Consider the following 21,026-nt stretch of genomic DNA (forward strand, 5'->3'; position numbering starts at 1 on the left):
CCATGGACACGAGCCCCTCCCCCGCCACGCCGCCGCGCCGCCCGCGCCGCCTCGCCTGGGCCCTGGCCGCCGCCGTGGCGGTGCTTCTGGCCGCTGGCGCGGCGCTCGCCTGGATCTGGAGCACCGAGGCCGGCTGGCGCTGGCTGCTGGCGCGTGTGCCCGGCCTGGAGATCACCGAACCGCAGGGCCGCCCGGTGGGCGCCGCGTTCTCGGCACGTTCGCTGCGCTGGCAAGGCGCCGACGGCGCACGGCTGCAGATCGACGAACTCGCCTGGCGCGGGCTGGACTGGCGCTGGCGTCCGCACCCGGGTGCCTGGGTCGGCATCGTGCTCGACGCGCCGACGGCCCGGCGTGTCGAGTGGACGCCGGGCACGCCGGCCACGACGCCGCAGACGCCGCCGCGGCGCATGCCGCCCGAAGACCTGCGCCTGCCGATGGCGCTGGAGATCCGCGCGCTGGCCGTCGACACCGTCCAGATCGGCGATGCGCCGGCGCTGCGCGCCCTGCGCGCGGACCTGGCGCTGGGCGCCGACGGCGGAGCGCTGCACCGCCTGGGCCGGCTCGAGCTCGCCTGGCCCGGCGGCCAAGCCCGCGCGAGCGGCGAGGTGCAGACCGACGGCGAACGCCGGGTGCAGCTGCAGCTGCAGGCCGCCGCCGAGGACGGCGCCGCCCAGCCCTGGCGCGCGACGCTGGGCGCCTCGGGCAACGTCGCCCGGCTGCAGCTCGACGCCACGCTGCGCGGCGACGGCGACGTGCGCCTGGACGCCCAGGCACGTGTCGCGCCGTTCGCGCCCTGGCCGCTGGAGTCGCTGCAGGCGACGACACGCGCGCTGGACCTGGCGCAGATCGCCGCGGTGCTGCCGACGACGCGGCTGGAGGGGCGTGTCGTCGTCGACAGCCAGGGCAGCGACGTGCCGGCCCGGGCCGACATCGAGCTGCGCAACACCCTGCCCGGCGCCTGGGACGCCGGCCGGCTGCCGCTGGAGGCGCTGGTGGCACGGGTCGCCGGCCGCATCGACACGCCGCGCAGCCTCGAGCTGCAGGCATTCGACGCCCGCCTGACCGGAGATCGTCCGGCGGGCCGGCTGCAGGGCAGCGGGCGCTGGGCCGGCGACACGCTGACGCTGGCGCTGGCGCTCGAAGGCCTGCGGCCGGCCGAACTCGACCGCCGCCTGCCGCCGATGAGCGCGGGCGGGCCGCTGACGCTGGAGCTGCGGGGCCTGCCGCTGCCGGGCTCGGGCGTCGCATCCGGCGCGCTCGACGCCCGCGCCGGCGCCGACCTCTCGGGCCGCCTGGACGCCGCCAGCGGCAGGCCGGTGCGGCTGGAGCTCGCCGCGCGCCTGCGCCGTGCGGCCGACGGCAGCCTCGACGCCGGCCTCGAACGCTTCAGCCTCGCCGCCGGCGAAGCCCGGCTGGAGGCCGGCGCGACGCTGACACGCGACGCCGCCGCCGCGTGGCGATTGCGCAGCGAAGGCCAGCTGCGGCGCTTCGACCCATCGGCCTGGTGGCGAGGCGCCGACGGCTCGCCGTGGCGACGCGGCCCGCATGCGCTTAGCGGCGACTGGAACGCCGATCTGTCGCTGCCGCAGGCCGCCTTCGATCGACCGCTGCCCGAGCTGCTGGCCGCGCTGGCCGGCAGCGCGCGCACCGAGCTGCGCGACAGCGTGCTCGCCGGCGTGCCGCTGCAGGCGGGCGCGACGCTGAAGGCCGCTGCCGGCAGCACCCGCCTCGACGCCGAGCTGGCCGCCGGCGGCAACCGCGCGACGCTGGCCTGGCGCGGCGCGGCCCGCGACAGCGTGCGTCTGATCGTCGACGGCCCCGCGCCCGGGGCGCTGGCGCCGCTGGCGGCACTGCTGCCGGGCGCCACCGCTTGGTGGCCGTCGGCCGGCACGCTGACGCTGGACGCCCGCGCCGAAGGCCGCTGGCCGTCGCTGCGCAGCGAAGGCACGCTCGGCGCCGCCGGGCTGCGGTCGGCCTCGTTCTCGCTGCAGCGTGCCGATGCACGCTGGACCTTCGCCACCGACGGCCGCGACGCGCCGCTCCAAATCGCGCTGCAGGCCCAGGGCCTGGCACGCGGCGAACAGCGCCTGGACCGCGTGGACGCCACGGTCGACGGCACGCTGGGCAGCCATCGCCTCGTGCTGCAGGCGCAGACACCACTGAGACCGCCGGCCTGGACCGACACCGCCGCGTCGCCCGCCACCGGCCCGAGCACGCTGGTGCTGCGCGCCGGCGGCGCCTGGGTGCCGGCACGCGCCGGCGGCGGCGCCTGGCGCGCCAAGGTCAGCGAACTGCTGGCCGGCGCGCCCGGTGCCACGCCCTGGGTGCAGGCCCGCGAGCTGGAGTTCGGCGCCGACTTCGCCCCCGGCGGCGCGCCGCGCCAGGCCCGCCTGGCGCCGGGCCGGCTGCTGCTGCTGGGCACGGCACTGCGCTGGAACGAGGCTTCCTGGCAGGCGCCGCCCCGCGAGGGCGCGCCGGCGCGCCTGCACCTGGCCGCGCAGCTCGAGCCGCTGGCGCTCGCGCCCTGGCTGCAGCGCGCCCAGCCCGACGCCGGCTGGAGCGGCGACCTGAAGATCGCCGGCCGCATCGAGCTGCGGCGTACCGAGCGTTTCGACGCCGACGCCGTGTTCGAACGCACCGAAGGCGACTTGAGCGTCGTGCGTGGCAACCTGCCGATCGCCTTCGGCTTCACCGGCCTGCGCTTCGCGCTGTCGGCCCACGACGGCCGCTGGGAGACGACGCAGGCCGTGGTCGGCACGCAGATCGGCGTGATGGCCGGCTCGCAGACCGTGCGCACCGACCCGGCACTGGCCTGGCCCGCGCCGCAGGCGCCGGCCGAGGGTGTCGTCGAGATGCGCATTCCCGACATCGACGTCTGGAGCGCCTGGCTGCCGGCCGGCTGGCGCCTGGGCGGCTCGCTGTTCACCACGGCGCAGGTCGGCGGCACGGCCGCAGCACCGCAGTTCGGCGGCCGCATCGAAGGCTCGCAGCTGGAGCTGGGCAACCTGCTGCAGGGCGTGGACCTGGACCAGGGCTCGCTGCTCGTCACGCTGCGCGGTGACGAGCTGCGTCTGGAACGGCTGCGTTTTCGCGGTGGCGACGGCACGCTGGCCATCGACGGCACGGCACGCCTGGGCGCCCAGCCCGCAGCGGACCTGGCGCTGGTGGCCGAACGTTTCGAGGCGCTGACACGCGTGGACCGGCGCGTCGCGGTCAGCGGCCGGGCGACGGTGGGGCTGCGTGCCGAGTCGCTGGTGGTGGACGGCAAGTTCGCCGTCGACCGCGGCCGCATCGACATCTCGCAGAGCGAGGCACCGTCACTGGACGCCGACGTCGTCGTCGAGAACCGTCCGCCGACGCCGGGCCGGCGGCCGGTGGCGGCGTCGAGCGCACGCGAACCGTCTGCGCTGATGAAGAACAGCCGCGTGGCGCTGGAGCTGGCGCTGGGCAACGACCTGCGGCTCAAGGGCCGCGGCATCGACACCGGGCTGACCGGCACGCTGCGCGTGTCCACCCCCGAAGGCCGGCTGGCGATCAACGGCCTGGTGCGCACCGTCGGCGGGCGCTACCAGGCCTATGGCCAGAACCTGGTCATCGAACGGGGCCTGGTGCGCTTCAGCGGCGAGGTCGCGGCGCCGCGCCTGGACATCCTCGCGGTGCGGCCAGACCTGGACGTGCGGGTGGGCGTCACGATCCAGGGCAGCACCGCCGACCCGCGCGTGCGCCTGTACAGCGAGCCCGACATGAGCGAACTGGACAAGCTCTCCTGGCTGGTCACCGGGCGCGCCTCCGAAGGCCTGGGGCGCGCCGACACGGCGATCCTGCAGCAGGCCGCGCTGGCGCTGCTGGCCGGCGAAGGCGGCGGGCCGTCGACCGGGCTGCTGCAGCGTCTGGGGCTGGACGAGCTGTCGGTCTCGCAGAGCGGCGAAGGCGACGCCCGCGACACCGTCGTGACCATCGGCAAGCAGCTCAGCGACCGGCTCTACGTCGGCTACGAACGCGGCGTCAACGCGACCGCCGGCTCCTGGCAGCTGATCTACCGCGTCGCACGGCGCTTCACGGTGCGTGCGCAGACGGGCGACGAAAGCGCCTTCGACGTCATCTGGAGCTGGCGCTGGAACTGAGCGGGCGGCCTCGAGGCTTCTCGCCCCGAACGGCACACGATGTCCTCCTTCAGAGGGAATTGACAGCCCCAGTGACGGGGAACACAACGACCTGCGGCCGCGGGACTGCGGCCGTGTCGCCCGTTTCCCCTTCACAAGGAGCTTCCCATGAAGACCCGTCTCCAACCTGCGCTGGTTCTCGCGGCATTGGCCTTCGGCGCCCCGGCGTTCGCGGATTCCTTGTCGATCACCTCGGTGACCGAGTTGCAGTCGCCCGGCGGCACCAGCATCACCTCGACCAGCGCGACCGGCTTCAACCCCGGACGCGACAAGATCGTGCTGCGTGTCGTCGGCAAGACCTGCACCTTCAACAGCTCCGGCAATCCGTGGGGCGCCGGCGCCGGGGCGGGCTGCAACTACAGCCTGACGGTCAACCAGTCCAGCGGTGAACTATCCAACCCGGGCTCCAATGCCAACGGCTGCACCCCTGCCGACCAGATGATCGCCGCCTGCCGCTGACACCGGCCCTGGGCCGTTCGGCTCGGCTGCAGGCCGAACCGCATCGGCCCCCTGGGGCAGCGGCCGTCTCCGCACGGCCCCGTCGCCCCCCTGGCCGGCCCGCCCGGCGCGGCCCGCCAGCCTCCGGGCACCGGCTCGCCCCCCCTGCCCGCCGCCATCACCCAGCGCTGTCGGGGCGTCTGCCCGACACATCCTTGACTTGAGCCAAACGGCTCGTGTTGACAGCCCGTCGCGATCATTCCACGATCGAAATGCTTTTGCGACTCACTCGTATCTACAACACGAACCGAGGATTTTCGATGAAACCCAGCCACTGGGGCGCCGCCCTGGCCGTCGCCGCCGCCTGCTTCACCACCTCCGCCTACGCGCTCGAATATCCGATCGGCACGCCGCAGAACCTGGCCGGCATGGAGATCGCCGCGGTCTACCTGCAGCCGATCGACATGGAGCCCGAGGGCCACATGCGCAAGGCGTCGGAGTCGGACGTGCACATCGAGGCCGACATCCACGCGCTGTCGAACAACCCCAACGGCTACCCCGAAGGCTTCTGGGTGCCGTTCCTTCACATCAAGTACGAGATCACCAAGGTCGGCGGCTCGGGCGCACCGATCACCGGCGACATGATGGCCATGGTGGCCAGCGACGGCCCGCACTACGGCGACAACGTCAAGCTGCAGGGCCCGGGCAAGTACAAGGTCAAGTACACGATCTACCCGCCCAACGCGAAGGAGAACCCGCTGTCGCCCCATTACGGCCGCCACACCGACCGCGAGACCGGCGTGCGCCCGTGGTTCAAGACCTTCAGCGTCGAATGGGACTTCACCTACGCCGGCATCGGCAAGAAGGGCGGGTACTGAACCATGTCCAGCCTGCCCCCGAGACACGGGTTCGCGTTGCGCAACGCCCGGCTCGTTGCCGCACTGACGCTGGCCGGCCTGGCCGGCGGTGCCCAGGCAGCCGGCAGCGAGATCGAGCAGCTCAAGGCCCAGCTGCGTGAACTGGCCACACGCTTCGGCCAGCTCGAGCAGCGCAACCAGGAGCTCGAGAAGAAGGTCACCGAACTCTCCGCCACCGCGCCCAAGGCCGCCCCGATCGAGGCCCGCGTCAAGGCGCTGGAGGAAGCCCAGACCGCCACCGACAAGGCGCTGCTGAGCGAACGCCTGAGCGAGAACGAGCCCGAGCTCGTCACGCGCCTGAAGGCGGTCGAGACGCAGACGCTGTCGATGCAGAAGCAGACGCGCCAGATCGAGGCCCTGGAGGGCATCACGGTCGAAGGCGGCCTGGTCGCCGTGGCACAGCAGGTCAACGGCGCCGGCACGGAGTCGGGCGATCGCGAGTCGCGCCTGAACTACCGCGGCGACATCGCCGTCACGCTGCCCGGCGGCGAGATCGGACAGGCCGAGGGCACGATCTACGCCCAGCTGCGTTTCGGCCAGGGCGACGGCGTCGGCCTGCGCCCGACCTACACGAGCACGACCAACTCCTCGACCTTCCAGGTCGCCGGCGTCAACGACCCCGACTCCTCCTTCGCGGTGCTCGCGCAGGCCTGGTACCAGCTGAACGTGCCGCTGCCCTTCGACGGCTACAAGGCGTACTCGCGCCAGCGCCTGGAGTTCACGGTCGGCAAGATCGACCCCTTCGTGTTCTTCGACCAGAACGCCGCCGCCGACGACGAGACCGCGCTCTTCCTGAACAACGCCTTCGTCCACAACCCGATGCTCGACTCGGGCGGCGACGCCGGTGTCGACGCCTACGGCTTCACGCCGGGCGTGCGCGCGGCCTACGTCAACGAGCAGGACAAGGCCGGCATCTGGAGCGCCTCGCTGGCGGTGTTCGGCTCGGGGCCGGCGACCAACTTCTCGGGGTCGCTGGGCAAGCCCTTCGTCATCGGCCAGCTGGAGTACTCGACGCGCTTCTTCGACGGCCTGCCCGGCAACTACCGCGTCTACGGCTGGCGCAACGGCCGCGCAAGCGACCTGGACGGCAACGAGGACGCGCACACCGGCTGGGGCCTGTCGGTCGACCAGCGCGTGACCGACGACCTGACGCTGTTCGGCCGCTACGGCCACCGCCGCTCGGGCACGGCCGCCTTCGGCCGCGCGCTGACGCTGGGCGCCGAGCTCTCCGGCAACGTCTGGGGCCGCGCCGCCGACGGCCTGGGCCTGGCCGCCGGCCTGCTGCGCACCAGCGACGACTACCGTCGCGCCAGTGCCGACGGCACGGTGTTCGGCTATGCCGCCAGCGGCAGCGAACGGGTCGCGGAGATCTACTACCGCTACCACGTCAACGATCAGATCGCGCTGACGCCGGACTTCCAGTGGATCTCGCGTCCGGGCGGCGACGACGGCGCCGGCGACGTCAAGGCCTTCGGCCTGCGCGCCACGCTCGGGTTCTGATCGCCGTGGCCGCCCGCGTCTCGCGCCGTGCGGCCCTGGCCGCGGTGCTCGCCCTCGGGGCGGGTGCCGCGGCCGCCCAGGGCCTGGCCACCTACCCCGTCGTCATCAAGAACGGCCGCATCGATCCGGCGCGCCTGGAAGTGCCGGCGGGCGTGAAGATCAAGCTGACGATCCGCAATGAAGGCCCCGGCCCGTCGGAGTTCGAGAACCTGGACCTGCGGGTCGAGAAGGTGCTCGGCCCCGGCGCCAACTCCTTCGTCGTCATCCACCCGCTGCGCCCCGGCAGCTACCACTTCATCGACGAGTTCCACCTGGACCAGCCAGGCATGACCATCGTCGCGAAATGACGCTCCAGCAGGAGCGAGAATCGTTCTCATGTTGAATGCCCTGATCGTCGTCTGGCGCGAAAGCCTCGAGGCGATGCTCGTCATCGGCGTGCTGCTGGCCTGGATCTCGCGCCAGCCCGACCCCGCGCCGCTGCGCCGCGGCCTGTGGCTGGGCGCCGCCGGCGGCCTGCTGCTGGCCGCCGCGCTGGGCGCCGCGACCTTCGCGGTGCAGAGCGAACTTGAAGGCCAGGCGCTGGAGGTGTTCCAGGTCGTGATGGTCTTCACCGCCGCCGCGCTGATCGTGCAGATGGTGCTGTGGATGCGCCGCCACGGCCGCGGCATGAAGCGCGAACTGGAGCGCCAGGCCGGCCAGGCCTCCGGTGCGCTGGGGGTCGGCCTCGTGACCGCCTTCGCCGTCGCACGCGAAGGTGCCGAGACCGTGGTCTTCCTCTACGGCCTGGGACTGGAGTCGGGCGGTTCGGCACTCGCCGCCAACGCCGTTGCCGCCGCCGCGGGTTTCGTGCTCGCCGCCGCCACCGCGTGGCTGATCGCACGCGGCGCACGGTTCCTCAGCTACCGCGTGCTGTTCGGGATCAGCGAAGTGCTGCTGCTGCTGATCGCCGCCGCGCTGCTGGCCGGTGGCCTGGACCGCATGATCGGCATGGACTGGATCCCGCCGCTCATCGACCCGGTCTGGGACAGCTCCGGCCTGCTGGACGACGGCCGCGGCATCGGCCGCGTGCTCGCCGACTTCCTGGGTTACCGCGCCCGCCCGTCGGCCACGGTGCTGATCGGCTACCTCGTGTTCTGGAGCGCGACGATCTGGGCTCTGCGCCGCGGCGCGGCGCCGCGCACCGCCTGAGCCCGGCGCGATGACGGCCGCCGTCCCGATCCGCTTCATGGCCCGGCCGCGCAGGACGCGGCTGGCGCGCATCGGCGACGCGCTGCGCCGCCACCGCCGCTGGGTGCTCGCCGTCCAGTGGTTCGTCGTCGTGTTCTACGCCGCGCTGGTGGTGGTGCCGGTGTTCCTGCCGCTGCCCCCCACCGGCGCGAGCATCGTCTCCAACCTGACGCTGGCGGCGCAGTTCGCCTTCTGGGGCCTGTGGTGGCCGGGCGTGATCCTCAGCACCGTGCTCTTCGGCCGCGTCTGGTGCGGTGTGTTCTGCCCCGAAGGCGCGGTGACCGAGTTCGCCAGCCGCCACGGCCTGGGGCGCACGATCCCGCGCTGGGTGCGCTGGAGCGGCTGGCCGGTGGTGGCCTTCGTCTGCACGACGGTCTACGGTCAGCTGGTCAGCGTCTACCAGTACGCCGCACCGGCGCTGCTGATCCTCGGCGGCTCGACGCTGCTGGCCGCCGGCGTCGGTTTCGTCTGGGGCCGCGAAAAACGCGTCTGGTGCCGCTACCTCTGCCCCGTCAGCGGCGTCTTCGCGCTGCTGGCCAAGATCGCGCCGTTCCATTACCGCGTCGACGAAGCGGCCTGGAAAACCTACCCGGGCCCGCCGCCGCGCGTGGACTGCGCGCCGCTGGTGGACCTTCGCCACATGACCGGCGCCTCCGACTGCCACGCCTGCGGACGCTGCAGCGGCCACCGCGACGCGATCGAACTGGCCGCGCGTTCGCCGAGCCAGGAGGTGCTGGCCGCCAAGCCCTCGCGCCGCGACTTCGCACTGGCGCTGCTGCTCGTCTTCGGCACGCTGGGCGTGGCCGTCGGTGCCTTCCAGTGGAGCGTGAGCCCCTGGTTCACCACCGCCCGCCAGGCCGCGGCCACCTGGCTGATCGAGCGCGACGCCTTCCTCCTGCTGCAGGACAACGCGCCGTGGTGGCTGCTGACGCACTACCCCGAGGTCAACGATGCCTTCACCTGGCTCGACGGGCTGCTGGTCTGCGGCTACATCGGCGTCTACGCGCTCGTCACCGGCGTGCTCGGCTGGGCCGCGCTGCGTGCCTCGGCGCGGCTGGCCGGGGGCATCGACTGGGCGTCGCTGGCGATGGGGCTGGTGCCGATCGCCGGCGCCGGGCTGTTCCTCGGGCTGTCGATGACGACGCTGACGCAGCTGCGCGCCGAAGGCTGGGTTCCGCCGGGCGTCGGGTCCGCACGTGCGCTGCTGCTGGGCGGCGCGGCGCTGTGGTCGCTGTGGCTGGGCTGGCGGCTTGTGGCGCGCGGCAGCCCCCCGACGGCCACTCGTCTGGCGGCGACCGCGCTCTACACGCTGCCGCTGGCGCTGGCCACCGCGAGCTGGACGATGATCTTCTGGGGCTGGTGAGTCAGATCAGCCGGGCGGCGAGCAGCGCCGCCTCGACGTCGCCCGGCGAGCCCGCCACGACCGCCTGCAGGCCGGCCTCGCGCGCCGCGGCGACGTTCTCCGCCAGGTCGTCGAAGAACAGCACGCCCTGCGGCGCCAGCCCCAGCGAGTCGCAGACGTAGGCGAAAGCCGCCGGCTCGGGCTTGCGCAAGCCCATCTCGTGCGACAGGAAGATGCGCTCGACGCTGGCCACCAGCTCCGGATAACGCCGCAGCCACTCGCGCGCGTGGCTGGCGTTGGTGTTGGAGAACAGGTGACAGGGCAGCCGCCGCGACGCCTGCTGGAGCAGCCGCCGCGTCGCGACGATCTCCGGGCCGAAGATCGTGTTCCAGCCGGCTTCGACCTGCGCCGGGGTCGCCGCCAGCTGCAGCGTGTCGGCGAGATGCGCGAAGTAGGCCTCGGACACGAGTTCGCCTCGTTCGTGGCGGCGATACGGTTCGTCGGCCGCGAAACGCCGCCGCAGTTCGTCGGGGGGCAGCGCCGACAACGGCGCCCAGGCGCTCAGCACGCGGGCGAAATCGACGTCGATCAGCACGCCGCCGACGTCGAACAACAAGGCTTGGGGGACGCAAGGCATGGTCCGATTGTCCCGCTGCCGCGCGGGGGGCTGCGGAACCCGGCGCCGCGGCCGGCGTCCGACGGCCATGCGTTGGTCCGTCCTCGTCCTGGCCGCACTGCTGGCGCTCGCGCTGTCGCACGGGCGGCTGTGGTCGATCCCCGACCAGCACAACCCCTGGGCGCCGCTGGCGCTGGAAGAGGCGCCGGGCTGGCTCACGCGGCACAAGCTGTCGCGGCTGGAGCAGGAGCCCGGCGCCTGCCGAGCCTTCGTCGCCGCGGCCGGGTTCGACGCCAAGGCCCAGTCGCCGCGCGCGGGCCCCGAAGGCTGCGGCTTCGACGACGCCGTGCTGCTGCGCCGCACCGCGGGCACGGTGCTGGCGCCGACGCTGCTGTCCTGCCGCGCCGCCGCCTCGCTGGCGCTGTGGGAGCGTCACGTGCTGCAGCCGGCGGCGCAACGCCACTTCGGCGTGCCGGTGCGGCGGCTGGAGCACTTCGGCAGTTATGCCTGCCGCCGCGTCTACGGTCGCGAGGCCGGCGCCTGGAGCCGGCATGCACGCGCCGACGCGCTGGACCTCGCCGGTGTCGTGCTGGCCGACGGCCGCCGCGTGCGTGTCCTGGCCCACTGGACGGCCGGCGGCGCCGAGGCCGCCTTCCTGCACGAGCTGCACGCCGGCGCCTGCGGCTTCTTCGACGGCGTGTTCGGCCCGGACTACAACCACGCCCATGCCGACCATCTGCACCTGGACCGCGGCCCCTACCGCCTCTGCCGCTGAGGCTAAGCCCCCTCCCCCGCCGGAGGATTTCGCCCGCGCTGCGCCGATCGGTTACGGTCGGCGGCGGGCCGTGCCACCAGGCCCGATGTCGTACCCGCCAAGAGGACCATGAAGGGCGAAGACCTCAGCGCCATCCCCGCCTCCCAGACCCAGCCGCCTGCCGACACCGCCGCTCCGGCGCTGGATCCGCTGTGGTTCAAGGACGCGGTCATCTACGAACTGCACATCAAGGCCTTCGCCGACAGCGACGGCGACGGCATCGGCGACTTCCCCGGGCTGATCGCCAAGCTGGACTACGTGCGCGACCTCGGCGTCAACACGATCTGGCTGCTGCCTTTCTACCCCTCGCCGCAGCGCGACGACGGCTACGACGTCGCCGACTTCATGGCCGTGAACCCGGCCTACGGCACGGCCGCCGACGTCGCCCGGCTGGTGGCCGAGGCCCATGCACGCGGGCTGCGTGTGATCACCGAACTCGTCGTCAACCACACCTCGGACCAGCACCCGTGGTTCCAGCGTGCACGCCGCGCGCCGCGGGGCTCGCCCGAGCGCGACTTCTACGTCTGGAGCGACGACCCGACGCGCTACGCCGGCACGCGCATCATCTTCACCGACACCGAGAAGTCCAACTGGACCTACGACGAAGTCGCCGGCCAGTACTTCTGGCACCGCTTCTTCAGCCACCAGCCCGACCTGAACTTCGACAACCCCGCGGTGCGCGAGGCGGTGTTCGGGATCATGGAGTTCTGGCTCGAGCAGGGCGTCGACGGCTTCCGCCTCGACGCCATCCCCTACCTCATCGAACGCGAAGGCACGAGCAACGAGAACCTGCGCGAGACGCACGAAGTCATCAAGGAGATCCGCCACCGCCTGGACGCCAAGTACCCCGGCAAGCTGCTGCTGGCCGAGGCCAACATGTGGCCCGAGGACGTGCGCGAGTACTTCGGCGACGACGACGAATGCCACATGGCCTACCACTTCCCGCTGATGCCGCGCATGTACATGGCCATCGCGCAGGAGGATCGCCACCCCGTCGTCGAGATCCTGCAGCAGACGCCGGACATCTCGCCGCAGTGCCAGTGGGCCATCTTCCTGCGCAACCACGACGAGCTGACGCTGGAGATGGTCACCAGCCGCGAGCGCGACTACATGTACTCGATGTACGCCGCCGACCCGCGTGCGCGCCTGAACCTGGGCATCCGCCGGCGCCTGGCGCCGCTGCTGGAGAACGACGCCGAGCGCATCAAGCTGATGAACAGCCTGCTGCTGTCGATGCCGGGCTCGCCGGTGCTGTACTACGGCGACGAGATCGGCATGGGCGACAACATCTTCCTCGGCGACCGCGACGGCGTGCGCACGCCGATGCAGTGGACCAGCGACCGCAACGGCGGCTTCTCGCGCGCCGACCCGCAGCGCCTGTACCTGCCGCCGATCCAGGATCCGGTCTACGGCTTCGAGGCCGTCAACGTCGAGGCCCAGAGCCGCGACGCCTCGTCCTTGCTGAACTGGACGCGGCGCATGCTGGCGATCCGGCGTTCGACCCAGGTCTTCGGCCGCGGCCGCATCCGCATGCTGCACCCGGGCAACCGCAAGGTGCTGGCCTACCTGCGTGAACTGGGCGACGAGGTCGTGCTCTGCGTCGCCAACCTCGGTGGCGCGCCGCAGCCGGTGGAGCTGGACCTGGCGCGCTACAAGGGCCGCGTGCCGGTCGAGATGGGCGCGCACACCGCCTTCCCGCCGATCGGCGAGCTGCCCTACCTGCTGACGCTGGCCGGCCACGGCTTCTTCTGGTTCCGCCTGGCCACCGACGCCGCGCCGCCCGACTGGCACGCCGACCGCCGCCCGGTCGAGCACCTGCCGGTGCTGGTGATGTTCGACGGCTGGAACAGCTTCTTCCGCGACCGTGTCGTGCCCTGGCGCATCGCGATGGCCGGCAAGACGCTGGCGCAGCTGGAAGACGAGCTGCTGCCGCCGCATCTGGCGCGCCAGCGCTGGTTCGACGCCGGCGAGCCGCCGGCGCAGGCGCGCATCGCCGAGCACGCGACGCTGGCCCAGGACGGGCGCGAATGGCTGCTGGCGCTGGTCGACACCCGCGGCGGCCCGCACGAGGACGCACGCTGGTTCTCGCCGCTGGCCGTGGCCTGGGAGGACGACGAGGCCGACCAGGGCCGGCTCGGCCAGCTCGGGCCCGCGGCGCTGGCCAAGGCACGCATGCAGGCGCGCGTCGGCCTGCTGGGCGACGCCGGCGGCGACGAGGCCTTCTGCCGCGCGCTGGTGGCCGCGGTCGCCGCCGGGCGCAGCCTGCCGGCGTCCGGCGGCGGCCAGATCCGTTTCGTCGCGCTGCGCGGCTTCGACGCCGACACCATCACCGCCGAGCTCGACACGCTGCCGGTGCGCGCCGTGCCCCAGGGCCGCAACACGACGCTGCAGCTCGGCGACCGCCTGTTCGTCAAGCTGCTGCGCCGGCTGCGGCCGGGCATCAACGTCGAGGTCGAGATGGGCCGCCAGCTGCGCGAGGTGGCGCATTTCGAGCACGCCGTCGTGCCGGTGGGCCATGTCGAGCACGTCGCGGCCGACGGCACGGTGTCGACGCTGGCGGTGCTGCAGCCCTGGGTGGTGCACCAGGGCAACGCCTGGGACTTCGCGCTGATGCAGCTCACGCGCCATCTCGAACGTGCCGCGCCGGCGCCGGCCGAGTCCGTCGGCGCGGCCGAAGGCGGGCTGCTGGCGCGCGTGCGCGCGCTGGCCGAACGTGTCGCCGCGCTGCACGAGGCGCTGTCGCAACGCCGCGATGACCCGGCCTTCGACCCCGAGCTGCTGCAGCCCGAGGACCTGCGCCGCTGGGCCGCCACGGCCACGCAGCTCGCGCACACCACGCTGGCGCTGCTGGCCGACGCGGCGCCGCGCCTGCCCTCGGCCCAGCAGGCGCTGGCGCGCCGCCTGGCCGCCGCCGAACCGGCGCTGCGCGACACGCTGTCGGCCTGCGCCGCCCATGGCGCCGGCGGGCCCAAGATCCGCATCCACGGCGCGCTGCGGCTGCAGGAGGTGCTGCTGGTGCACGAGGACTTCGTGCTCGCCGATTTCGAAGGCGACGCCACGCTGCCCGCGGCCGAGCGCCGGGCGCGCCAGTCGCCGCTGCGCGACGCTGCCGGGCTGCTGCACTCGCTGGACCAGGTGCGTGTCGCGGCGCTGCAGCGTGGCGCCCACACCGAGGCCGAGAACCGGCGCCGCGAGGCGCTGGCCGACGCCTGGGCCGACGAACTGCGCCGCACCTTCGTGCAGACCTATGCCGAACGGGCGCTGGCGCTGGGGCTCGTCGCCGGCCGCGACGCCATCGAAGGCCCGGCCTCGACGCTCGCGCTGTTCGAGATCGAGGCCGCGCTGCACGAACTGCACGACGAACTGCGGCGCCGCCCCGCCGGCGCCACCGCCCCGCTGGCCGCGCTGGCGACGCTCGCCCGCCGGCTCGGCCCGTAGACGGAGATTCCCATGGACACCCTGGACCTCGCCTTCGATCCGCTGCGCACGCTGCTCGCGCAGGCGGGCGCCTTCCTGCCGCGGCTGGGCATCGCGCTGGCCATCGCGGTGGCCGGCTGGCTGCTCGCCAAGGCCGCGCGCTACGCCACCGGGCGGGCGCTGAAGGCGCTGAACTTCCACGTGCTGACCGAACGTGCCGGCTTCGACGGTTTCCTGCAGCAGGGCGGCACCGACAAGACGACCAGCGACCTGTTCGCGCTGATCGTCTTCTGGCTCGTGCTGCTGGGCGCGCTGGTGGTGGCGTTCAACGGCCTCGGGCTGTCGCAGGTCACCGAGCTGCTGTCGCGCGTGCTGTTGTTCCTGCCGCGGCTGCTGGTGGCGCTGCTGGTGCTGGTCTTCGGCCTGTACTTCGCGCGGTTCGTCGGCCAGTCGGTGCTGGCCTGGTGCCGCGCCTCGGGCATCGGCGACGCCGAGATCCTGGCGCGCATCGTCCAGTACGCGATCGTCACCTTCGTGCTGCTGATCGCCATCGACCACCTGGACATCGGCGGCGGCCTGGTGCAGCAGACCTTCCTGATCCTGCTGACCGGCATCGTGTTCGCGCTCGCGCTGGCCTTCGGCATCGGCGGGCGCGACCGCGCCGCGGCGCTGATCGAACACTGGTTCCCGCGCCGCGACGACCCCCGCGGGCGTTGAGGATTCACGCGAGCCCCTGTCCTACACGGGGCTGCGCGCCGGACCGACCGCGCGAGACCGCGCTTCGGGCGACGATGAGGCCATGGACAAGCACACCTCGCCCCCCTCCGCCGCCCCGCACACCCCGCTGCCGCCGGCCCTGGCCGGCGAGCACCGGACGCTGGGTGACCTCGGCTACTACGTCGCCGGCCGCGGCCGCCCGCTGCTGCTGGTGCACAGCGTCAACGCCGCCGGCTCGGCGGCCGACGTGCGCCCGATCTTCGAGCACGCGGCCCAGGGCCGCACGGTCTTCGCGCTCGACCTGCCGGGTTTCGGCAGCAGCGAGCGCAGCGACCGCGACTACACCCCGAAGTTGATGACCGACGCCGTGCTGGCGATGCTCGGGCCGATCCGCGAACGCTGCGGCCCCGGCCCGGTCGACGTGCTCGGCGTGTCGCTGGGCTGCGAGTTCGTCGCCCGCGCCGCGCTCGAAGCACCGCAGGCCTTCGGCCGCGTCGCGCTCGTCAGCCCCACCGGCTTCAGCGGCACGCGCACGCTGCGCGGGCCCGACGGCAGCACGCTGGGCAAGCCCTGGCTGCACCGGCTGCTGACGGCGAAGCTCTGGTCCGACCCGCTGTACCGGCTGCTGACGCGCCCCGGCGTCGTGCGCTACTTCCTCGAACGCACCTGGGGCAGCAAGCGCATCGACGAAACGCTGTGGGCCTATTGCGTGGCCACCGCGCGCCAGCCCGGCGCCCGCTTCGCGCCGCTGGCCTTCCTGGCCGGCAATCTGTTCAGCGCCGACATCCAGCGTGTCTACGAGTCGATCGCGCAGCCGGTCTGGGCCAGCCACGGCGTGCTCGGCGACTTCACCGACTACCGCGCGATGTCCATCGTCGCCGGCAAGCCGAACTGGCGCTTCTCGGTCTACCCGACCGGCGCGATGCCGTACTTCGAAGTGCCGCGCCCGTTCTTCAACGAGCTCGACAACTTCCTCGCCGCGCCGACGCCGGCCGCGCCGCGGCCGGTGCTCGAGACGGTCTGACGCACGAAGGCCCGCCGGAGCGGGCCTTCCTCGTTCACGAGGCCCGCCACCGGCGGGCCTTCGTCATTTGACGGTCTCGTCGATGACCAGGCGCAGGCCCCGGCTGCCGACGGCCACCGGCTGGCTCGTGCCCTGCAGGTCGCCGGCCTTGGGCATCGCGTCGCCGGTCTTGCTGACGCGCACGCCGACGATGACGTTCTTCTGCATCGACAGCCGCATCTCCTGCGTCATCGCCTGGCTGTCGTCGAGCGTGAACTCGAACGGCAGCTCGGCGGCCGTGCGCTTGACGATGGCCAGCGGCATGCGCGAACCCTCGGCCGGGCGTGCGAAGACGAAGACCGTGTCGCCCGGGGCGATGCGCTCGCGCAGCGCCGGCGCCAGCTCGACGCGGCCGGTGATCACGGCACCCGCGGCGGCCGCGGCGCCGGCACTGGCCGGCACGGCCGGCGCCTGCGGCGCGGCCTGGGCCACCGGCGGGGCCGACGGCATGCCGCCGCGCTTGCGCGCTTCGTCGACCGCGCCTTGCAGCTGCTGGGCGAACTCGCCCGTCGGGCCGGCGTTGCGGATCGCCCGCTCCCACAGCTGGACCGCCTTCGGATACTGCTCGCGGTTGAAGGCGATCGTGCCGCCCAGCGCCAGCGCCTTGACGTTGTCCGGATCGGCCTTCAGCGCCTGGGCGATCAGCTTCTCGGGTTCGCCGTCCAGCGAACGGTTGTTGGCCATGCCGATGGCGTCGGCCAGGTCGGCCAGCGCCTGGGCGTCGCCGGGCTTGAGTTCGCTCACCTTGCGATAGGCCTTCAGCGCCTCGTCGGCGCGGCCCAGCGCGGCGTAGGTGCGGCCGAGCATCTGCCAGGCCTGCGTATCGCCGGGCTCCTGCTTCAGCCGCTCCTCGAGCACGCCGACCAGGCCCTCGATCTGCTGCTGGCTGGGCGCACCGTCCTGCGCCGCGGCGGTCTGCTCGCGCAGCGCCGGGTCGGGCGGGCCGACCTTCCAGCCCGGCCAGTCGCCATGCACCGCGTAGCCGGCGGCACCGGCGACGAGCACGAAGGCGGCAATCGCCAGCGCGAGCTTTCGCGGCACGCGCGGCACCGGCTCGGGGGCAGCGGCGGCAGCACCGGAGCCGGCCGCGCCCTGCGCGGTGACGGCGGCGACGATGCGGCGTTCCAGGTCTTCGCGGGCGCTGCGCGCGGCATCGCCGGTCAGCACTCCCTGGCGGCTCAGTTCGTCCAGCTCGGCGAGCTGGCGCTTGAGCTCATCGAGGGAGGCGGGGTTCGTCATCATCGTCGGGGGTGTCGGGATCGAAGGCCTCGGGCGCGGCACGCTGGCGCCGGCGCAAGGTGATGAACAGGGCCGCCAGCGCCAGTGCCAGCAGCACCGGCGGGCCGACCCACAGCAGCGCGGTCTCGGGCTTGAACGGCGGCTTGTAGAGAACGAAGTCGCCGTAGCGCTCGGTCATGTAGCCGCGGATGTCGTCCTCGCTCATGCCCTTGTGAAGCATCTCGCGCATCTGCTGGCGCAGGTCCACGGCGAGGTCGGCGTGCGAGGCGGCGATGGTCTCGTTCTGGCAGACCAGGCAGCGCAGCTCCTCGGCGAGCTTGATCATGCGTGCCTCGACGACCGGGTCCTCGGCCACCGGCGGCGCCTCGGCGGCCTGGGCCGCCAGGCCGGCGCTGCAGGCCAGCACGAGCGCGAGACGCCGCGCCCAGGCGGTGAAGCGCTCAGCCATTGAGTTTCCTCACCAGCGGTTCGATCGTGTCGCGCAGCGCTTCGGGCGTCACCGGGCCGATGTGCTTGTAGCGGATGACCCCGCTCTTGTCGACGACGAAGGTCTCGGGCACGCCGTAGACGCCGAAGTCGATGCCGATGCGGCCGTCGCGGTCGACGAAGGACGCCGTGTACGGGTCGCCCAGGCGCTGCAGCCACTGCTTGGCGGCGCCCGGCTCGTCCTTGTAGTTCAGGCCGTAGACCGGCACGCCGGCCTTCTTCGTCCACTCGACGAGCACCGGGTGCTCCTCGCGGCAGGCGACGCACCACGAAGCCCAGACGTTGAGGATCCAGACCTTGCCGACGAGATCCTGCTTGCCGAGGCTGCGCTCGGGCTCGTGCAGCAGCGTCGTGCGGAACTCGGGTGCCGGCTTGTCGATCAGCGGCGACGGCACCTCGCGCGGGTTCAGGCCCAGGCCGACGGCGAGGAAGCCGACCAGCACCAGGAAGGCCACCAGCGGCCAGAGGAAACGGTTCATGCGTGGCTCTCGACGGAAGCGGAACGCGCCGCGCCGGCCGGGGCGGCCTGGCGCACGCGGTAGCGGCGGTCGGCCGCGGCGAGCAGGCCGCCGGCCATCATCAGCAGGCAGCCGCCCCAGATCCAGGAAACGAAGGGCTTGTAGTGCACGCGCACGACCCAGGCGCCGCCTTCGATCTGTTCACCCATCGACACGTACAGGTCGCGCCAGAGGTTGCCGTGCACGGCGGCCTCGGTCATCGGCATCTGCTGCACGAGGTAGATGCGCTTCTGCGGCGCCAGCGTGCCCACCGGCTGGCCGTCGCGCGTGATCTCGATGAGGCCCTCGGCGGCGACGAAGTTCGGCCCCTGGACCTCGCGCACTTCCTTCATCGTGAAGGTGTAGCCGCCCATCGAGGTGGTGTCGCCGGGGGCCATCTTCACGTCGCGTTCGGTCTCGTAGGTGTTGACCATCGCGACGCCGAAGGCGAAGACGCCGACCCCCAGGTGGGCCAGCATCATGCCGACCACGGCGCGCGGGATCAGGCGCGCACGGTGCAGCAGCTGCCCCGCCTGGGCGCCGGCCGGCCACAGCCGATGGCGCAGGTCGACCAGCGTCGAGAACAGGATCCAGTAGGCCATCGCCAGGCCGCCCGTGGTGGCCGCCGAGATGCGGCCCGCGGCCCAGCCGGTGGCCAGTGCGGCGCCCAGCGTGAGCGCCGCCGGCAGCACCATGCGGCGCAGCAGCGGGCCCAGTTCGTCGCGCTTCCAGCGTGTCAGCGGGCCGAAGCCCAGCACCAGCACCAGCGGCGCCATCAGCAGGCCGAAGACGGTGTCGAAGTACGGCGGGCCGACCGAGATCTTGCCCATGCCCAGCGCGTCCAGGAACAGCGGGTACAGCGTGCCCAGCAGCACCGCGCCGGTGGCCACCGTCAGCACCATGTTGTTGACCAGCAGCAGCGACTCGCGCGAGAGCAGCCCGAAACGCTGGCCCAGGCCGACCTTGGGCGCGCGCCAGGCGAACAGCGCCAGCGACGTGCCGATCACCAGCACCAGGAAGACGAGGATGAACAGGCCCCGGCGCGGGTCGGTGGCGAAGGCGTGCACCGAGGACAGCACGCCCGAGCGCACGAGGAAGGTGCCCAGCAGCGACAGCGAGAACGCCGCGATCGCCAGCCACACCGTCCAGACCTTGAAGCCGCCGCGCTTCTCGGTCACCGCCAGCGAGTGGATCAGCGCCGTGCCCACCAGCCAGGGCATGAACGAGGCGTTCTCGACCGGATCCCAGAACCACCAGCCGCCCCAGCCGAGCTCGTTGTAGGCCCACCAGGAGCCCAGCGCGATGCCGAAGGTGAGGAAGATCCAGGCCCAGGTCGTCCAGGGCCGCGTCCAGCGCGCCCAGCCGGCGTCGAGGTTGCCGCCCAGCAGGGCCGCGATCGCGAAGGCGAAGGCCACCGAGAAGCCGACGTAGCCCATGTACAGCGCCGGCGGGTGGAAGATCATGCCCGGGTCCTGCAGCAGCGGGTTCAGGTCGCGGCCGTCGGCCACCGCCGGGATCAGGCGGTCGAAGGGGTTGCTGGTCAGCAGCATGAACAGCAGGAAGCCCGCGGCCACCAGGCCCATCACGCCCAGGATGCGCGCGACGAAGGCCAGCGGCAGCGAGCGGCTGAACAGCGCCACGGCCACCGTCCAGCCGACCAGCATCAGCACCCACAGCAGCAGCGAACCTTCGTGGCCGCCCCAGACCGCGGCGATCTGGTAGATCACCGGCAGCGCCGAGTTGGAGTTCTGCGCGACGTAGGCGACCGAGAAGTCATGGCGCAGGAACGACACCGTCAGCAGCACGTAGGCGGCGAAGACCAGCAGCGCCAGCCAGCCCGACAGCGGGCGCGCCAGCGCCATCCAGTCGCCGCGGCCCTTGTGGGCGCCGGCGATCGGCAGCACGCCCAGCACCAGCGAGACGGCGAGCGCGAAGAACAGCAGCAGATGGCCGAGTTCGGGGATCACTTGGCGTCTCCGGTGGCCAGCGTGTCGGCGCTGTGTTTCATCTTCTCCGCGCGCTGCACGGCGTCGGCGGCCTCGGGCGGCATGTAGTTCTCGTCGTGCTTGGCGAGCACCTCGCGCGCGGTGAACACGCCGTCGGCGCCGAGCTGGCCCTGGGCGACGACACCCTTGCCTTCCTTGAACAGGTCGGGCAGCACGCCTTCGAAGCGCACCGGCACGTCCTGGGCGGTGTCGGTGACGACGAAACGCACCATCACGCCGTCGCGCACGACGCTGCCTTCGCGCACCATGCCGCCGATGCGGAAGGTGCGGCCCTCGGGCGCTTCCTTGGTCGCGACCTGGGTCGGCGTGTAGAAGAACACGAGGTTGCTGTTGAAGGCGTTGAGCACCAGCGCCGCGGCGGCGCCGACGGCGGCCAGCACGCCCAGCGCGATCGCGGCGCGTTTGTGGCGCGGCTTCATTGTTCGCCCCCGTCACGCGCGGCCGCGAAGGCCTGGCGCCGGCGGCGCTCGGCCAGGTGCGACTCGGCCAGCATCACGGCCAGCATCACGCCGTAGGAGCCCCAGACATAGAGGCCGTAGCCGCCCATGGCGAGGAATTCGTCCCAGGAGTTCCAGTACATCAGA

Annotated in this window: 18 protein-coding genes; 11 read left to right on the top strand and 7 right to left on the bottom strand. The window is 72.7% G+C overall.

From position 1 onward, the window contains the following. The first annotated feature begins 2 nt into the window (after window positions 1–2). The 7 genes from EV684_RS22700 (at window position 3) to EV684_RS22730 (ending at window position 9,608) form a co-directional block, all read left to right on the top strand. Window positions 3–4,124: a translocation/assembly module TamB domain-containing protein gene (locus EV684_RS22700; RefSeq protein WP_132649625.1), complete on the top strand. Its 4,122-nt coding sequence runs from the start codon at window positions 3–5 to the stop codon at window positions 4,122–4,124. A gap of 147 nt (window positions 4,125–4,271) precedes the next feature. Continuing rightward, on the top strand, window positions 4,272–4,622 hold the full coding sequence (locus EV684_RS22705; protein WP_132649626.1) for a hypothetical protein: 351 nt from the start codon (window positions 4,272–4,274) through the stop codon (window positions 4,620–4,622). Between the two features lie 299 nt (window positions 4,623–4,921). Beyond that, window positions 4,922–5,479 carry an iron transporter gene (locus EV684_RS22710; RefSeq protein WP_132649627.1) on the top strand — a complete coding sequence of 186 codons (558 nt, stop codon included), beginning with the start codon at window positions 4,922–4,924 and terminating at the stop codon, window positions 5,477–5,479. A 3-nt stretch (window positions 5,480–5,482) separates the two neighbouring features. After that, window positions 5,483–7,018: a carbohydrate porin gene (locus EV684_RS22715; protein WP_165908572.1), complete on the top strand. Its 1,536-nt coding sequence runs from the start codon at window positions 5,483–5,485 to the stop codon at window positions 7,016–7,018. A gap of 5 nt (window positions 7,019–7,023) precedes the next feature. Then, complete coding sequence (locus EV684_RS22720; RefSeq protein WP_132649628.1) at window positions 7,024–7,365, top strand: cupredoxin domain-containing protein; 342 nt, start codon at window positions 7,024–7,026, stop codon at window positions 7,363–7,365. A gap of 28 nt (window positions 7,366–7,393) precedes the next feature. Then, window positions 7,394–8,206: an FTR1 family iron permease gene (locus tag EV684_RS22725; protein ID WP_132649629.1), complete on the top strand. Its 813-nt coding sequence runs from the start codon at window positions 7,394–7,396 to the stop codon at window positions 8,204–8,206. Window positions 8,207–8,243: 37 nt separating this feature from the next. Next, window positions 8,244–9,608, top strand: coding sequence for a 4Fe-4S binding protein (locus EV684_RS22730; protein ID WP_132649652.1), 1,365 nt, complete (start codon window positions 8,244–8,246; stop codon window positions 9,606–9,608). Window position 9,609: 1 nt separating this feature from the next. Here the strand turns inward: EV684_RS22730 and EV684_RS22735 are convergent, their stop codons facing one another. After that, window positions 9,610–10,224: an HAD-IA family hydrolase gene (locus EV684_RS22735; protein ID WP_165908573.1), complete on the bottom strand. Its 615-nt coding sequence runs from the start codon at window positions 10,222–10,224 to the stop codon at window positions 9,610–9,612. Between the two features lie 67 nt (window positions 10,225–10,291). Here EV684_RS22735 and EV684_RS22740 point away from each other — a divergent pair, with 67 nt between their 5' ends. The 4 genes from EV684_RS22740 to EV684_RS22755 all read left to right on the top strand — a co-directional run bounded on the left by EV684_RS22740 (window position 10,292) and on the right by EV684_RS22755 (window position 16,175). Next, window positions 10,292–10,978: an extensin-like domain-containing protein gene (locus EV684_RS22740; protein WP_132649631.1), complete on the top strand. Its 687-nt coding sequence runs from the start codon at window positions 10,292–10,294 to the stop codon at window positions 10,976–10,978. A gap of 108 nt (window positions 10,979–11,086) precedes the next feature. Beyond that, window positions 11,087–14,455 (top strand): maltose alpha-D-glucosyltransferase, encoded by a 3,369-nt coding sequence (gene treS / locus EV684_RS22745; protein WP_132649632.1) that lies wholly within the window; start codon window positions 11,087–11,089, stop codon window positions 14,453–14,455. A 12-nt stretch (window positions 14,456–14,467) separates the two neighbouring features. Continuing rightward, window positions 14,468–15,151 (top strand): mechanosensitive ion channel family protein, encoded by a 684-nt coding sequence (locus tag EV684_RS22750; protein WP_132649633.1) that lies wholly within the window; start codon window positions 14,468–14,470, stop codon window positions 15,149–15,151. An 82-nt stretch (window positions 15,152–15,233) separates the two neighbouring features. Further along, on the top strand, window positions 15,234–16,175 hold the full coding sequence (locus EV684_RS22755) for an alpha/beta fold hydrolase (protein ID WP_132649634.1): 942 nt from the start codon (window positions 15,234–15,236) through the stop codon (window positions 16,173–16,175). Between the two features lie 63 nt (window positions 16,176–16,238). Here EV684_RS22755 and ccmI read toward each other — a convergent pair whose 3' ends face one another. The 6 genes from ccmI to ccmD are packed head-to-tail and all read right to left on the bottom strand — an operon-like array spanning window position 16,239 to window position 21,022. Further along, the gene (ccmI, locus tag EV684_RS22760; protein ID WP_132649635.1) at window positions 16,239–17,456 is read right to left on the bottom strand and encodes a c-type cytochrome biogenesis protein CcmI; all 1,218 of its coding nucleotides are present in this window, start codon (window positions 17,454–17,456) and stop codon (window positions 16,239–16,241) included. Then, window positions 17,428–17,901: a cytochrome c-type biogenesis protein gene (locus EV684_RS22765; RefSeq protein ID WP_132649636.1), complete on the bottom strand. Its 474-nt coding sequence runs from the start codon at window positions 17,899–17,901 to the stop codon at window positions 17,428–17,430. The genes ccmI and EV684_RS22765 overlap by 29 nt, the downstream gene beginning before the upstream one ends. Further along, the gene (locus EV684_RS22770) at window positions 17,894–18,418 is read right to left on the bottom strand and encodes a DsbE family thiol:disulfide interchange protein (protein ID WP_132649637.1); all 525 of its coding nucleotides are present in this window, start codon (window positions 18,416–18,418) and stop codon (window positions 17,894–17,896) included. Before EV684_RS22770 ends, EV684_RS22765 begins: the two co-directional genes overlap by 8 nt. Further along, entirely contained in the window at window positions 18,415–20,403 is a 1,989-nt protein-coding gene (locus tag EV684_RS22775) for a heme lyase CcmF/NrfE family subunit (protein WP_132649638.1), read from the bottom strand. The genes EV684_RS22770 and EV684_RS22775 overlap by 4 nt, the downstream gene beginning before the upstream one ends. Continuing rightward, window positions 20,400–20,861, bottom strand: coding sequence for a cytochrome c maturation protein CcmE (ccmE, locus tag EV684_RS22780; RefSeq protein WP_132649639.1), 462 nt, complete (start codon window positions 20,859–20,861; stop codon window positions 20,400–20,402). The genes EV684_RS22775 and ccmE overlap by 4 nt, the downstream gene beginning before the upstream one ends. Further along, the gene (gene ccmD, locus EV684_RS22785) at window positions 20,858–21,022 is read right to left on the bottom strand and encodes a heme exporter protein CcmD (RefSeq protein ID WP_132649640.1); all 165 of its coding nucleotides are present in this window, start codon (window positions 21,020–21,022) and stop codon (window positions 20,858–20,860) included. The genes ccmE and ccmD overlap by 4 nt, the downstream gene beginning before the upstream one ends. Window positions 21,023–21,026: the final 4 nt, after the last annotated feature.

This window comes from Rubrivivax gelatinosus (assembly GCF_004340905.1).
Taxonomy (GTDB): domain Bacteria; phylum Pseudomonadota; class Gammaproteobacteria; order Burkholderiales; family Burkholderiaceae_C; genus Rubrivivax; species Rubrivivax gelatinosus.